Annotated in this window: 9 protein-coding genes; 1 reads left to right on the top strand and 8 read right to left on the bottom strand. The window is 60.4% G+C overall.

From position 1 onward, the window contains the following. Window positions 1-2: 2 nt before the first annotated feature. The 5 genes from ACFSR7_RS34775 to ACFSR7_RS34755 form a co-directional block, all read right to left on the bottom strand. Complete coding sequence (locus tag ACFSR7_RS34775; protein WP_378169215.1) at window positions 3-839, bottom strand: carbohydrate ABC transporter permease; 837 nt, start codon at window positions 837-839, stop codon at window positions 3-5. Continuing rightward, window positions 836-1,813, bottom strand: a complete 978-nt coding sequence (locus tag ACFSR7_RS34770; protein WP_378169214.1) for a carbohydrate ABC transporter permease — start codon at window positions 1,811-1,813, stop codon at window positions 836-838. The genes ACFSR7_RS34775 and ACFSR7_RS34770 overlap by 4 nt, the downstream gene beginning before the upstream one ends. A 60-nt stretch (window positions 1,814-1,873) precedes the next feature. After that, window positions 1,874-3,256, bottom strand: coding sequence for an ABC transporter substrate-binding protein (locus ACFSR7_RS34765; protein WP_378169213.1), 1,383 nt, complete (start codon window positions 3,254-3,256; stop codon window positions 1,874-1,876). A gap of 343 nt (window positions 3,257-3,599) precedes the next feature. Continuing rightward, window positions 3,600-5,864: a helix-turn-helix domain-containing protein gene (locus tag ACFSR7_RS34760; RefSeq protein ID WP_378169212.1), complete on the bottom strand. Its 2,265-nt coding sequence runs from the start codon at window positions 5,862-5,864 to the stop codon at window positions 3,600-3,602. A 44-nt stretch (window positions 5,865-5,908) separates the two neighbouring features. After that, complete coding sequence (locus ACFSR7_RS34755; RefSeq protein ID WP_378169211.1) at window positions 5,909-7,003, bottom strand: DUF3048 domain-containing protein; 1,095 nt, start codon at window positions 7,001-7,003, stop codon at window positions 5,909-5,911. 231 nt (window positions 7,004-7,234) lie between these two features. Here ACFSR7_RS34755 and ACFSR7_RS34750 point away from each other — a divergent pair, with 231 nt between their 5' ends. Then, entirely contained in the window at window positions 7,235-8,296 is a 1,062-nt protein-coding gene (locus ACFSR7_RS34750; protein WP_378169210.1) for a LacI family DNA-binding transcriptional regulator, read from the top strand. 877 nt (window positions 8,297-9,173) lie between these two features. Here ACFSR7_RS34750 and ACFSR7_RS34745 read toward each other — a convergent pair. From ACFSR7_RS34745 to ACFSR7_RS34735, 3 genes are all read right to left on the bottom strand, one after another. Beyond that, a complete protein-coding gene (locus ACFSR7_RS34745) occupies window positions 9,174-12,569 on the bottom strand; it encodes an alpha-amylase family glycosyl hydrolase (RefSeq protein ID WP_378169209.1) in 3,396 nt (1,131 codons plus the stop codon). A gap of 503 nt (window positions 12,570-13,072) precedes the next feature. Then, window positions 13,073-13,831 carry a phytanoyl-CoA dioxygenase family protein gene (locus tag ACFSR7_RS34740; RefSeq protein WP_378169208.1) on the bottom strand — a complete coding sequence of 253 codons (759 nt, stop codon included), beginning with the start codon at window positions 13,829-13,831 and terminating at the stop codon, window positions 13,073-13,075. A gap of 17 nt (window positions 13,832-13,848) precedes the next feature. Further along, complete coding sequence (locus tag ACFSR7_RS34735; RefSeq protein ID WP_378169207.1) at window positions 13,849-15,234, bottom strand: class I adenylate-forming enzyme family protein; 1,386 nt, start codon at window positions 15,232-15,234, stop codon at window positions 13,849-13,851. Window positions 15,235-15,236: the final 2 nt, after the last annotated feature.

Raw genomic sequence — 15,236 nt, 5'->3', positions numbered from 1 at the left:
CGTTATTTAACTGCGCCTGCCGTCATGCCGCTTACGAGATGCTTCTGCAGCAGCCAGAACGCGACGACGATCGGCAATGTCGTCATGACCGAACCGGCCATGAGATAGTCCCAGTTGACGACATACTGCCCCTGAAAGCTGGCGATGCCGACCGAGAGCGTCCACTTGTCGTAGTCGCTGAGGAACGTCTGCGCGAACATGAATTCGTTCCAGCTCGTCAGGAAGGAGAAGACGGCGGTCACCACGAGCCCCGGCAGCGTCAGCGGCAGGATCACCCGGACGAACGTCGTCCAGCGCCCCGCGCCGTCGATGGAAGCAGCCTCGTCGATAGCCGTCGACACGCTGTCGAAGTAGCCCTTGAGCATCCACGTGCAAAACGGAATCGCGATCGTCGCATAAGCGATCACCAGGCCGAAATAGGAGTTCAGCAGGTGGTAATCCTTCATGATGAGATAGAGTGGGATAATAAGCAGCGAGCCTGGCAGCATCTGCGTGAGCAGGATGATATAGCCGATGCTCATGCGGCCCCGGAATTGGAACCGCGACATCGCATAGCCGCCAAGCGCGGATACGATCAGCGACAGCACCGTCGTAAGCAGCGAGACAATCGCCGTATTTTTGAACCAGGAGATGAAGTTCACGTTCGGGTCCGCCTTCGCGTTCAGCATGCCTTTGTAGCCCTCGGCGTTCAGATGCTGCGGCAAATACTGCAGCGGCTTGCTGTAGATCTCCGCCTGCGGCTTGAGCGAGGTCAGGATCATCCAGACGAACGGCGCGATTGCGAACAGGGAGATCAGGATGGCGGCGATATAGACGATGGGCATGTTTCTTTTTTTCACGCCGATTCACCCGCCTTCGTAGCCTTCATGTAGAGCACGGTGAAGACGACCGAGATGAGCAGCAGGAACATGCCCGCTGCCGCTGCGAGACCGAAGTCGAACGACTTGAAGCCGGCGCGGTAAATGAAAATCGTCAATAGCTCCGTCGCGCGGCTCGGTCCGCCGCCCGTCAGCACGTATACGATGCCGAAGTCCTTGACCGTCCAGATGACCAGCAGCAGGAACACGATGACGGATACGGGCTTCAGCGCCGGCAGCGTTACGCTCGTGAACTGCTTCCAGGCCGAGGCGCCGTCGATGCTCGCCGCTTCGTAATGGTCCTTAGGAATGCCCTGCAGACCGGCGAGCAGCATGATCGCGGCGAACGGGAAGCCCTTCCACACGTTGACGAACATCGCGGCCCACAGCGCCGTGTCGGATTCGCCCAGGAAGGCCAGAGGGTTCGACAGAATGTTCATTTTGAGCAGCACGTCGTTGACGACGCCGAATTGATAGTCGAAAATGAGGATGAAGACCAGGCAGGTGACGACCTCGGGAACGGCCCACGGGATGATGACCAGCGCCCGGACGAGTCCGCGGCCCTTGAATGGCGTGTTGAGCAGCACGGCGGTACCGATGCCCAGCACGAAGCGCAGGACGACCGTGACGAAAATGTACAGAAACGTAATGCCGAGCGACTGCCAGAAATATCCTGAATCCATCACCGCCGCATAATTGTCCAATCCGACGAAGGGGTGTCCCTCCGCAATCGGACGCGCGACCTTCCAATATTGAAAGCTCATCAGCGCCGCCTTCAGAATCGGGTACAGCAGCACCAGGCCGACCGCCAGCGCGAGCGGCGCGATAAATAAATAGGCGGCCCTGTTCTGCTTCAGTCTCCGCCATTCGGAGCGCCAAAAACCCGTCTTAGGCGCTGCGCCTGTCTGCTGCGTCGGCAAGGAGGGCTGTCCGAGAAGCGCGTTGTCGTTGTTCATTTCCTTCCTCCTCGCAGGCGTCGAATCCGGCGGCGGGGGGCCGCCGGACCGCCTGACGAATTAATTCATCGCTTTTTTCATCTCTTCTGCCGCCTTGTCGAGCGAGGACTTCGCGTCTTGCTTGGCGACGAACATATTTTGCGCGTAGTTGATCAGCGTCTGGTTCAGCGTGCCGAGCTCGGGGATCGGCGGATCCATGACGGCCGGGGCGTACACGTTTTGCTGGAAGTCGAAAAATTGTGCGGCAAGCGGGTTCGCCTGGGCATACGCTTCCGTACCTGCGTAAGCCTTGCTGCTCGGAATCATGCCGGATTGCGAGACGATCTCCTGCGCCTCTGCGGAAGCCATCCACTTTAGGAAGTTCCAAGCCTCGTCCGGATACTTGCTGTTCGCGGAGATCATGGCGACGAGCGGATAGTTATGCGGATTCGGCTTGTACGTCTGGCCTTCGTATTCGACGGAAGGCTGCGGCATCAGGCCGAGATCGTCCATCAGCGCCGCGTCGCGCTCTCTTGTCATGCCGATGAACCACGGGCCGTCCATCATCATCGCGGCCTGGCCGTTCCAGAACATCTCGCGGCTGACCTTCTTGTCCCGTGTGCCCGGAGGCGTCGCTTGCGGATTGTTGATGAGATCCTGCCACCACTCGGCCGCCCAGACGTTGGCCGGCGAGTTGACGTTGATCCGGTCGGCCGTATAAGGGCCGGACTCGCCGTCGCCGAAGAAAATGCCGCCCGATACCGGCCTCGCTACAAGTCGATACCATTCGGAAGCGACGAACGGGTGCGAGCCTACGACGCTCGAAAATCCGTATTGATCGACCGTGCCGTCTCCGTCCGTATCGACGCCCAGCTTGATCGCGGCCTGCTTGAAGTCCTCCAGCGTCTTGATCGAAGCGGGATCGATGCCCGCCTTCTGGAACAGCGACTTGCGGTAAAAGATGCCGGTCGTACCCCAAGCGTAATCGGATAACGCATAATAAGAGCCGTTTACCTTGCTGAGCTCCTGGCCGACGAGATCCGTCTCCAGCTCCGTTCCTTTGATACGGTCGTCCAGATTCAAGAAAGCGCCTTTTTCCCCTTGCAGCGCGTTATAGGTCGCGATGTTCTCCGGGTAGACCTGGACGATGTCGCCCTGCGTGCCCGCGATGATCTCGGTGGTCAGCTTGTCCCAGAAGTTTTCGTAGTCCGTGCCGTGCACCGTGATTTCGACGTTAGGGTTCGCTTCGTTGTACTTTTGGATCAAGGCGTCGATCGCTTTCTTGTGAGGCGCTTCCGCATAGACGGAAGTTTCGAAGGAAAGCTTGATTTTCTCCGTGCCCGCCGAGCCGCTTCCCGCCGCGTTCGCATCGTCTCCCCCGTTTGAGCATCCCGCCAGCGCGACCGTACCGACCGCGCTAGCCGCCGTCAGCAGCGCCAGGCTCCTCTTGAATCTGTTTTTCATCGATTGACCTCTCCCTCTTCGTATCGATTGTCGACCTGGCCAGCCTGCCGCCAAGTCGTGCCTTAATCAAATCATCGCCGACGGGCCCGCACAACAAACCATTTTCTCCGACACAACCAATCGGACAATTTCATGTCATCGTAAGCGTTATTACCATGGTACGTTTAATGACATGAACCAATCATACGTTTTATCGCCTTAACCAACCTAATTCCACCTGCCAACTTTTTTCTCCATGGCAAAAAAGCCCGTCATATCAACGTTCTCATGCGGTTTGGCGACAAAAACGAACAATCCGGCCGCGCATGTAAGCGTGACCGGATTGCGATTTGCAGCGAGCCGTTTACCCCTGCTTTTCCTTGCGGTAATCGATCGGCGGCACGCCGACGATTTTTTTGAACGTACGGGCGAACGAGATCGGACTGCTGTATCCGATCCGCTCGGAGATCTCCTGGATCGGCAGGCTCGTCTCGACGAGCAGCTGCTGGGCATGGCGAATGCGCAGGTCGATCAGGAAATCGACGAACTTCAAGCCGAATTCTTCCTTGAACAGCCGACTCAAATATTTGCCGCTGATGCCGAACTTGTCGCTGAGATAGTCGAGCGACAGCTCGGGGCGCGCGAAGTCGCTCTCGATATACGCCTTGACCTCCTTAATGAGCACGCCCTGGTTCCGCGATTCGCGGGACTGCTCCACCCGCTCCTCGAAAGCTTCGAGCGCCTCGAAAAAAGCGTGCGCGATGTCGCCCATCATCTCGACCTCGGCCAGCGTCTTGGCGAGCGCCGGCATGACGTCCGTGCCCCACAGCCGCCGGTACTCGGCGCTCATGCCCTCCACGGCCCGGCCGAGGTTAAAGATCAAGTAGTTCATCACCTGCCCGATATCCTCGCGCGACGCCCGGTCGAGCTCCATCTGCCGGATCAGCGAACGGAACTCCGCCCGCCACTTTGCGTCCGACAGACGCAGCAGGTCGACGATGCCGTCGATCCGCTGCAGGTGGCGGAACACCTCGCCCCGGCCTGTCGGCCCGCCCGTATGCTTCAGAATCCGGTTGTTGCCTTCAATGGACTTGTATTGCAAAGCGGCTAGCGCTTCCTGGTAGGCGTCGTGAATATTTTCCGGACGCAGCGCCGGTTCTCCCAGCCCGATCGTCATCTCGAACGGCATGTCGTCCCGGATGCGCGCATGCCACGCCCCGATCAGCGCGGGCATCGCCTCGTCCGGCTCGTCCCCTTCGCACATGAGCATGACCGCGAGCTGGTTCGCCATCGTCCAGAGCATCCATACCCGGCAGCCATCGGCCTGTTCCGTCAGTCCGCCCACGACCGATTCGACGGCCTTTTTCCAGCGGTCCTGCTCCTCCTGGCCGTACGTCCGCCGCCACTCCGCGCTGCGGTCGATCTCCAGGACGACGACGAACACTTTGCCGAACGCCGGATACATGCCGTGCTGATCCGCCGTACCCGCCCACTCCTCCGGTCCGACCTGGCGAATGCCTTCGAGAAGACCGTACAGGTAGAAGTTCCGCTTGACCTCCAGGTCCTGCTGGAGCTGCAGCTGGAACCGGCTGTTCTGATCGATCATGTTTTCCATCATCGAATGGATATATCTAAATTCTCCGCCGTAGCGCTCATCGCCGTCCTTGACCTGTCCGCTGCCGGGCGAGTAGCGCTCCAGCTGAGCGACCAGATTGCGGATCGGACGGTAATTCTGCCGAGTCATCCATACGATCCAACCGAGCGCCAGCACGCAAACGAGCAAGCCCAACACCAGCCAGACGTTGAAAAGAGACAGCAGGAACGTGATCCACTTGCCGTCGTTCCACTCGCTGACGAGGCGCCAGCCGGTATAGTCGGACACCGATGCGGACGCGAGCGTCTTGCTGGCTTTGGGCGCGACGTCCGCAGGGTCCGTGTGTAACAGGTCCTGTCCGGCCCCGTCGTACAGATGCAGCTGCGTGACCGAGGCGTCGTACATATCCCGGACGAGCTGCTGGAGGGAAGCCGCGTTGACGTTGATGACGATCAGCCCGTAGCGTCCCGAGAAGATGGACACGCTCCGCGTCAGCGTCACGACCGGCGTCCCCGTTTCCGAAGGCAGCTCCTTATACAGCCGCAGATCGGACCATTTGCTGTTGGGCGACTTCAGGCTGGATTCTATAAAAGGTGCGTCGGGGTAGCGGCTGAGCGGATAGGTCGTGCTCATGTTCAGGACCATGCGGTCGTCGGCCCGGACCATGTAGATGGAATGGATGAGCGGATTGGCGATCTTGAGCTCGGACAGCTCGTTCATGACATCGACTTGAAGCGACAGATTCGCTGCCGTAGGCTCCGAAAAATACCGCAGCACGGTGCGGTTGCGCAGCATCTCCAGCGTGATCTTCTGGTCGATCGCCGTCAGCGACGCGTCCACGACAAGCTGCGCCTGCCGGGTCACGTAGTCGTTGGTCTTGCGGGCGGCATCTTGATTGCGGCTGTTCAGAATTTGAAAAAAAATAAAAAACAGAAAAGCGGTCAGGATGAAAAACGCCGGCAAATAAGACAGCAGCATCTTGCCAAACCAGGTCCGGCTGCCGCCCGTTCTCTCTCTAAGAAGCTTGAACCCCATCCTCTACGCCCCTTCTTCTGGCTGCGATTGCGGATTTTGCACGTTTATTCGTACAAGACATGGCTCTCGAACCCGCCGTCCGTCGGCACCACGTGGTAGTAGGTCGTTCCCGGCAGAAACTTGAGCTCGCGGCCGTCCCGGTAGATGCGGATAATGTCGCCCGGCGCCCGCTTCCACTCGCAGGCGATCGCGCGCCCCTCCTGGAACAGCATCGCCTCGCCGCCGGATTTCAGATCAATCTCGAGCCGGCCGTAATCGTCGTAGGCATGATGCTTGGCCGACAGGACAACGAGGTTCGCGGCCGTGAGCTGGCGCGAATTGTTGAGGTCGATATGCGGCTGGCCGTTGATCGAGCGGGCGTATAGCTGCGTGGCGGCATCGTACTTGTAAGACACCTTGTAGTCCGACAATTGGAACTTAAGGTTGATCTCCGTGGCGGCGGGCTCTCCGATCACGTCCGGCGTCGGATCGAACTGTACCAGCGGCACGCTCGCCGTCTCGTCGTACTTCATCTTCTGCGCGCCCGTATACAGCTTTTCTTGCGTGGAATATAGGTTATGCGGCGCTTTACGGTCTTTGCTGCGGTAAAAATAGGCGCCGGCATTGTTGATCTCGTCCATGTCGGCCTTGCCCGAGTGCTGCAGGATGGCGAGCGCGTCGTTGCTCGCGCCCGCGTGGACGAGGACGCCGCCGTAGGTCTCCCCGAGATCGATCAGGTACGGACGGATGCTGCGGATCGGACCGATCGGATCGTCGAACGTCTGGCTCTGGAAGATCGCGACGAGCCGCGTGATGCCGCCCTCGGCGAGAATCTCCCACACCGTGTCGGCATGCGTCAGGCCGGACTGGGGCCGCGCAGCCTTGAAGTTGTTGATCATGACGCTGAGCGGCCTGCGGGTAATGGCCTGCTCCGTCGGCAGACCGGTGAGCGGCGCGAGGAATGCGGCGGTCGGATCGGCAGCGGTTGCGGTCGGATCGGCGGAAGCCGAGCTCGTCTGCGAAGCCGTCGCGCTATCGACCGGGGCCAGCGCGGGCTCGTCCTTGGCGGCGCCGCAGCCGGTAACGAGCGCGGCCAGCAGCGATGCGGCGGTCAGCGCGAGCGCGGCGCGGCGCACGGGGCTGGGGTAGCGTAAAGTCATCCGTTATCCTCCATGTCGTCGGTCGGTACGTTCCGAACTTGATTCTACTATTAAACCATAACCGCCACCGCTTGTCTCGGTCGTGGGGTCCAGGAGCAAGCGGGCGGCCGGGCGGATCCTGTCGCTTTGCGGCGTGTGCAACGTTTGCGTATGTCGCGTTGCAAAGCAACTGTGTTATAATGGGTGAAACCGGTTTTTCAAACCATTGATCGTTGAGGGAGAGGGATTTCGTTGCCGGAGGGAACCTCGCGGAAGGTGACTATACAGGATATCGCCGACGCCGCCCAAGTGGCCAAGTCGACCGTGTCCAAGGTCATTAACGATTCGCCAAAAGTATCGGACCAAACCAAGAGCCGGATCTGGGGCATCATCCGCGAGATGAATTATACGCCCAGCAGTCTTGCCACGCAGCTGGCCAAGCAAACCAGCGGGAATATCGGCTTGTTGATCGACTTATCCAGAGAGCATGAGTTTCTCGATCATTTTTTCTTCAATATAATAGGCGGCATCGAGAGTTCGCTCATCGAGCGCAAGTACGAGCTGACGATCTCGAACATCCAGCAGCCCGACCGTCCCGAACAGCACTTCATGAAGCGTCTTGTTCTGAACCGGCGTGTGGACGGTCTGATCGCCAACAATTCGGTGCTGACCGAGCCGCTCTGCGAGGAGCTGCTGGCGCACCGCTTCCCGTTCATCTCGATCGGCGAGGTGCAGTCGCCGGTCAGCTGGGTGGACTTCGACAACGAGGCCGGCGGACATATGCTTGCGGCGCATCTGCTGGAGCGCGGATACCGGCGCCTAGCTTTCTTCGCCGGCGAGCGCGACGAGAAGCTCTTCGTGCGGCGCTTCGGCGGCTTCGCCCGCGCGCTCGCGGAGGCCGGCTTGCCGGCGCCGGACGAAGCGGACTTCCGCGGCCTCGCGGACACGGACTCGGGCTACGCGCTCGGCCTTCGCATGCTGGATCTGCCGGCCGAAGAGCGCCCCGATGCCGTCGTCTGCATGAGCAACTACGCCGCGTTCGGCCTGCTCAAGGCGGCCCGCGAGCGCGGCGTCGACGTGCCGGGCGATCTCGGCATCGCCGCCTTCGACGATTATCCGATGTCGCCGTTCACGACGCCGCCGCTCACATGTCTCAAGATCGATACGTTCCAGCTGGGCGTGTCGGCCGGCGAGCTGCTTCTCGAGCAGCTGCGGGATCCCGACATGCCGCTGCAAAAGCGCTTGCTCGAGCCGCAGCTGATCGTGCGGGAGTCCACGCGTTCGGTGACGGCGGCTGACGGACAGGCCGTTTGATCTACGGCAACGGAGCTCTGAGGCTGCTGAATCTTAATCGGGCCGGTTTAACGACTCTCCTTTATGCCGAAGCCACCTTTTCTAGCCCGGATGCCAAAGCCGTCTTTCCTAGCCCGGTGGCGAAGCCGTCTTTCCTAGCTCGATGACGAATTCGTCTTTCCTGGCCCGAATAATGGTTAAAAGGCAGTTATTTTCGCAAAATGCCCTTGCTCATCCAAGATAGCGGTCAAAAGGCAGTTATTCAGCGCCCCGGGGCTTCATCGAGCAGCTTTGAACAAAATTAAATGCCTTTTGACCGTTAATGCCGTTTCAACACCCTCTTTCGTTCGATTTAGCTGCCTTTCAGCAATTATCGCTGCCACTTCGCATTCGTAGAAAAACCTGCCTTCTCCCTCTTTACGGGAACGGACAGGCTTTTTCGCTTATCGTCTTAGTACGAAGCCGCCTTTGCCTAGCCCGGATGCCGAAGCCACCTGTTCCTAGTCCGGATGCCCAAGCTGCTTTCCTAGCTCGGTGGCGAAGCCGTCTTTCCTAGCTCGGTGGCGAAGCCGCCTTTCCTAGCCCGGATGCCAAAGCCGTCTTTCCTAGCCCTGTGGCGAAGCCGTCTTTCCTAGCCCGGATAATGGTTAAAAGGCAGTTATTTTCGCAGAAATCCTTTAATCATCCAAGATAGCGGTCAAAAGGCAGTTATTCAGCGCCCCGGGGCTTCATCGAGCAGCTTTGAACAAAATTAAATGCCTTTTGACCGTTAATGCCGTTTCAACACCCTCTTTCGTTCGATTTAACTGCCTTTCAGCAGTTATCCGCCGCCCTCCCCACACAGTGCAAAAGCCTGCCGCTCCCATTCGGGAACGGACAGGCTTTTTTTCGCTGCCCCTTAAAGATCCTTCCACTTCGCCACGGTCACGTTCACCGTCTGCGCGCCGCCGCTCGGCGTCAGCGTGCGGTTGGCGATATCCGCACCGCTCGACGTCGCTTCCACCGACGCCCACGTGCCGCGCGTCAGCTTGTACGTATACGCCGTGCCCGGCGTCAAGCTCAGCGTGATGCTGTACACCCCGTCCGTGCCTTTCGTCAGCTGATAGGCGGGATCGGCCGCGTTCCAGCTGTTAAAGCTGCCCGACAGGTACACCGGTCCGCTCGCCGGCGTGTTCGACGGCACCGTCACGCGGAACGTCACGCTGTCCGCCTGCGGCTCGCCCGCCGTCTTCGTGCCGCCGACCAGCGTCCATACGCCGCTGTCGAAGTGATAGTTGCTGCCGCCGTTGTTGTCCCACGTACCGCTGCCGTTGTTAAACGCCGCCGTCAAGCCGGCCGCGCCGTTCAGCGGAATCGTGATCGACTTGTAGCCCGGATAGGTCGTCGATGCCGTCATTTGTACGCCGGGAGACGTCGTCCAGGTGGTCGAGTTGTCCAGCTTGTAATGAATATAGGCGTTGGTGTAAGCCGTGTTCTTGTAGAAGATCGTCACGCTGCCGCTGCCCGCAGGCGTCGTAACCGTCGCCGCTGTGCTCGCCGCCGACGCGTTGCCCGCCGCATCCAGTGCCTTGACCGTATAGCTGTAGGTCGTGCCCGCTGCAGCCGTGCTGTCCGTGTACGACGTCGCATTGCCCGCCGCGCTGCCGATCTTCGTGCCGCCGCGGTAGATGTCGTACGCCGTCACGCCGACATTGTCCGTCGACGCCGTCCACGTCACGTTGACCGTCGTTGCGGACGAGGCCGTCGCGGTCACGCTGCCCGGCACGGTCGGCGCCTGGCTGTCCACGTTCGGCGCGCCCGCCGCGATGTTGCCCGTCGGCGTGTACGTCCACGTGCCCACGCCGAACAAATAGTTCTGCGAGTTGTTGCTGTCCCATGTGCCGCTGCCGTTGTTAAAGCACGCTTCCAGCTGGGTCGCCGTGCCGATGTTAATCGTAATCTTGTTGTAGCCGGACACCTCGGAAGCCGGCATCGCCACGCCCGGCGAAGTCGTCCATGTGCCGCCCGCCGGACGATAATGGATGTAAGGCGTCGTGAAGCCCTGCTTGTAGTATATCGTCACGTTGTTGCCCGCCGACGTCGTCGCCGCAGCCGCCGCGCTGAATGCCGACAGATTGCCTGCCGCGTCCTTCGCCTTTACCGTGTAGCTGTAAGCGGTGGCAGCCGCAAGGCCCGTGTCGGTGTACGTCGTGCCTGTGGCCGTACCGACCAGCGTGCCGCCGCGGTAAACCTCATAGCCCGTAACGCCGACGTTGTCGGTCGAGGCGCTCCAGGTGACCTGGATGCTGGACGAGCTCTGCACGGTCGCAGCCACGTTCTGCGGCACGCTTGGCGCCGTCGTGTCCGGCTGGCCGGTCGTCGCCGAGGCCGAGGCGCACGCCGCCGACACATTGCCCGCCGCATCCTTTGCCTTCACGGTATAGGTGTAGGCGGTGTTAGCCGTCAGGCCCGTATCCGTGTACGTCGTGCCGGTCGCCGTGCCGACGAGCGTGCCGCCGCGGTACACTTCATAGCCGGTTACGCCGACGTTGTCGGTCGAGGCTGTCCAATTCAACTGAATGCTGGTCGTGCCTTGCACCGTAGCGGTCAGATTCGTCGGCGCAGTAGGCGCCTGCGTATCGGACAGCGCTTTGGCGTATACCTTGGCTCCGTTCGCGCCGATCGAGACGGTGATCTGCTTGCCCGTCGCGCCGCCGGATTGAACCGTCACCGTGTCGGACGTGTTCAGTTGGTTGACCAGCACCGTGCCGACCGTCAGCGTGCTCTCCGCGCGCAGCGGGATCGTGACGGTCTGCGTGCCGCTCGTCGCGTTGCTGAACGCCGAGATGACTTCTTGACCGACGTTTGCGCCGCTGTCCATGCGCCGGGAGAAGGCATACAGGTTTTGCGCGGACCACATCTCGCGCTGCGTTCCCTTGCGGAGCGCCTCGTAATTTTTGCGGATCTGGTTCAGCTTGGCCACGTATTGGAACGTGCTCGCGTTTTCGTCGAAGTAGTTAGTGATAATGTTGCCGCTGGCGTCGCGCTTCACCATCGACCAGCGATTCCACGTATCCGCAATGCCGCCGCCGATAATGGCGCCGTTGCCGTTGCCCTTGTTCTGTTCCGTGCCCTGGAAGACGACGGGGACGCCGCGTACGGTGAAGAGGAACGTCAGCGCGTTCTGCAGCTTCGACACGCTGCCGCCCGCTTCGGTCAGGAACCGGTTGCGGTCGTGGTTATCGAGGAAGGTGACCATGTGGTTCGCGTTGCCGTTATAGAGCGAGTCCTGGGCCAGCGTGCTCTTAATGTTGGAATCGAACGATTGCCCGTAAGCGAAGCTGTTCAGCACGGAGAAAAACAGCGGGAAGTCGAGCATGCCCCACTCTTTGTTCGTGCCGACCCAGCGGGAGACGAACTCTGCGTTGCCGTCGAAGTTTTCGCCGAACGTGTTGACGCCCAGCAGGTTTTGCAGATCGCCAACGTCCGTCGGCTTGATCAGCTTGGCAGCATCGACCCGTGCGCCGTCCGCGCCCGTGTAGTCGAACCAGCCTTTGATCGAGTTGAAAATGGCCGACTTGGCCGCCGGCACGTCGAAATCGATGTCGTCCAGACCGGCCAGGTCGTGGTTCTCGATATAATCCTGCGCCCATTGGGTGTAGTTGCCGTCCACGAGCGACCAGTTGATGTCGCCGTTGTGGTGATACCAGGCGGGATTGTTAAAAGGCGCCGCTGGCTGCAGGCTCGGAATGTCGTAGTACGCCTGCGTACCCAGCATGTAGTCGCCGACATGGTTCGGCACGACGTCGATGACGACCTTGATGCCGTACGAATGGGCCGTATCGACGAGCTCCTTGAGCTTTTCCTTTGTGCCAAAATACGGATTGGCCGCGTTCGGATCCTTGACGTTGTAGCCGTGGTAAGCGGTGTTCTTGCCCGTGCCGCCGTTCTCGCGGTTCGTCATTTGCGGCTCGGCGACCGGAGAGATCCAGATAGCCGTATAGCCCATGTTGGCGATATAAGGCATCTTGTCGATGACGCCCTGCCAGTCGCCGCCCTTCATGTAGCGGAAGTCGTCCTCGACCGTCTCGCCGTAGCGAATCGCCGAGCCTGTCGCGTTGTTCGTCGGATCGCCGTCGTAGAAGCGGTCAACCATGATCTGGTAGATGGTGTCGCCTTCGCCGATCGTGCCGATGCTGGCCGCCTGCGCCGGCTTCGGCGCCGCCGTCAGCGCGGGCGCGACCATAGCGAGCAGCAGGACGGCCGCCAGCCAGCGGACCGTGAGTTGCCGAAGGATGCTTGTCTTACGAATCATAATAAGTCCAACCTCCTCGAATGATTAAGCGCTTACAACAACTTGCCCCGTTATTCCCGTCGCGCTCCTTTCTTTTCGGCCCGTCATTCGGCTGCCTCATAATCTCCCGCAAATTAGGGGAACCGGTTTCCCTAATAACAACATAAATCGTCAGCCAAAAGTTGTCAATCCTTGAATCCGAACTCCCGGAAGCAAAAAGACAGCTCCATTGACCGCGAGGGACAGCTCGCTTATCCTGGTGCCGCGCAGATATGGCCGTGTATCGAGGATTGAGACCGGAACGAGGCAGACCGCGCATCCATTTGCATGGACTCGGAAAAAACACATCCTCTCTTGCGCGCCTGGAAGTTATTCAGGGCAATCGGCCAGATGCGATCTTCAGGCGTGCCGATCAGACCGGCCCCGACAAGAAACGGCAGGCTTACCGCCTGCCGCGCCATGTCGACGTTAGCCGCTTGCCTATGAAGCGGCGATCCGCCTAAACGTTTTTTCGCATGCTCTGCTTAGAATACCTGCTCGCTGTAGCCCATCAGCCGCCGCCTGCGCGAATTGCTGCGTCGCGCGATCTCCTCCGGCACTTGATAGGCGCCGTTGATGTCGTAGGTCATGTGCGGCACGATAAACTTTTTGCGGTAGATGATCTGCTGCACGTATCGCGGATCGTCGCTCTGATTGCGCGCGCCCCGATGCCAGATCTGGCTGTTGAACACGAGACAGTCGCCCGCTTCCGCCAGAATCGAGATCGCGCCCTGCCCCTTGTATTCGCCGATCTCCTCGGCATGGCGGATGGCCTGACCGGCGCGGTGCGAGCCCGGTACGACCTGGGTCGGCCCCTGATCCTCGGTAACGTCGTCCAGATAATACAGCGCGTTCATCAGAAAAACCGGCATCGGGATGCTCGCGTCAATCTCCGCGCCCTCCGGCAGCGGGAAAAACAACGCCTCGTCGACGTGCCATTTGCTGACGCCGTTGTTTCGGGTCGTGCGCATGCCGTTCATGCTGCTCAGCTGGCAGTCGGGACCGAGCACCTCTTCGATAAAGGCGCTGATGACGGGATGATCGACGAGCGCCTCGAATACCTCGCCCCGCTCGAACATCGGCCCCTGCATCATGACGTTGTCGTCTTGGCCTTCGAACGCCTCCCGGATGCCCTCCTTGAGTGCGGCCGCCTGTCCGCGATCCAGCACGTTCTTAAACAATACGTAGCCGTCCCTGTGCAGCTGTTCCAGCTCTTTGGCAAAGTGCGTCGCAATCGTCGTCATATTGATTCCGCCTCTCTTCATCCGTTTAAATTGGGCTTGCCTTGCTGCGCCTGCGGCTTGCGAATTTTTTTGAGCCGGTTGCTTGTGAGCGATTCCCTGGTAATGACGATCTTCTGCGGAATCTTGTGGGCAGGCAGCTTATCCCGGCAAAATGTCCATATGCGCCTGCGCAGTTCGCCGAGGCTCGGATCCATATCCTCGCGCAGCTTCACGGTCGCCATCACCATCTGCCCCGTAATGCCGCTCGTCTCCGCGCTGACGACGACCTCCTCGATGCCGGCCAGCTCCTGGAGCACGCTCTCCACCTCCGCCGGATACACCTTTTCCCCGCCGACGTTGATGATCTCTGAGCGCCGCCCGAGGATACGGATATAGCCGTCCTCTACGACGGCTTCGTCGCCCGTGCGCAACCAGCCGTCCTCGGTGAACGGGTCGGGCGCGTTCAGATAGCCGATCATGGCGGATTCCGCCTTGATCTCGAGCAGACCGTCGACGATCCGATATGAAGCGCCGTCTCCCTGCAGCGAGAACAGCAGCGAGTCCGAGCTCTTGGACTTCGTCTTGAGCACCCCCAGCTCTGACATGCCGTAAGCCTGGACGGTGCGGATACCCGGAAAGGCGGCGTTCCAGGCGGCCAGCGTCTGCGGCGGCATCACCTCGGAGCCGTAAGAGACGACCTTCAGGCTGCCGAGATCGTACGTCCGATGCGCGCCGCTCAGGAGCAGCAGATTCATGAAGGTGGGCGAGACCGGCAGCGCCTCGATCCCGTACCGCTCGATCGTCCGGCATACTTCCTCCGGGGACCGGTCCTTCAGCACATGCAGGCAGCCGCCGTTGGCAAGCGTGGTCAGCATCGTGTTCATGCCGCCGATATGGTCGAACATCATAAAAGGGATCGTCTTCGCGGCCCGTCCTTCCGCCCGGAACTTCGCCAACAGCCGATCCGCACGGTGCACCGCCGCCTTGCTCCTGCCCGACGAGCCCGAGGAGAAGAGCACAAATCCCGGCACGCGCTGAAGGAGCAGTCCAAGCAGCAAAGGGTGGCGGACTTCCACGCCCGCTCTGCGGCGAATCGACAGCCCCCCTTCGTCCGAGCCGATCCTTGCCTGCGCCTCCCCGATGTCCAGATATTCCTCGACCTTCGCCGCCACCAGGCTTCCGTCGATCGGAAGCACGACGCAAGATTGCCCAAGCAGGGCGAATACGGCGGCTGCCGCATAGGGAGAATAAACGGTCTCCAGCGACACGACGGCGCGCTCGATCCCCTCGTCCTGCAGCCGTTCTCTCATTGCCTCGATTTGCGCGCGCAGCCAGGCGTACGAATACGCCCGATCCCGCCAGACCAGCGCCGGCCTGTCGCCGAATCGCCGGAAACGCTCCGTCAGCATGCTGTATTCTTGCATAG

The sequence above is a fragment of the Cohnella sp. GCM10020058 genome (assembly GCF_042683485.1).
Lineage (GTDB): Bacteria > Bacillota > Bacilli > Paenibacillales > Paenibacillaceae > Cohnella.
The sequence above is the reverse complement of the archived record's forward strand: the minus strand, read 5'-3'. Positions and strand labels throughout refer to the sequence as shown.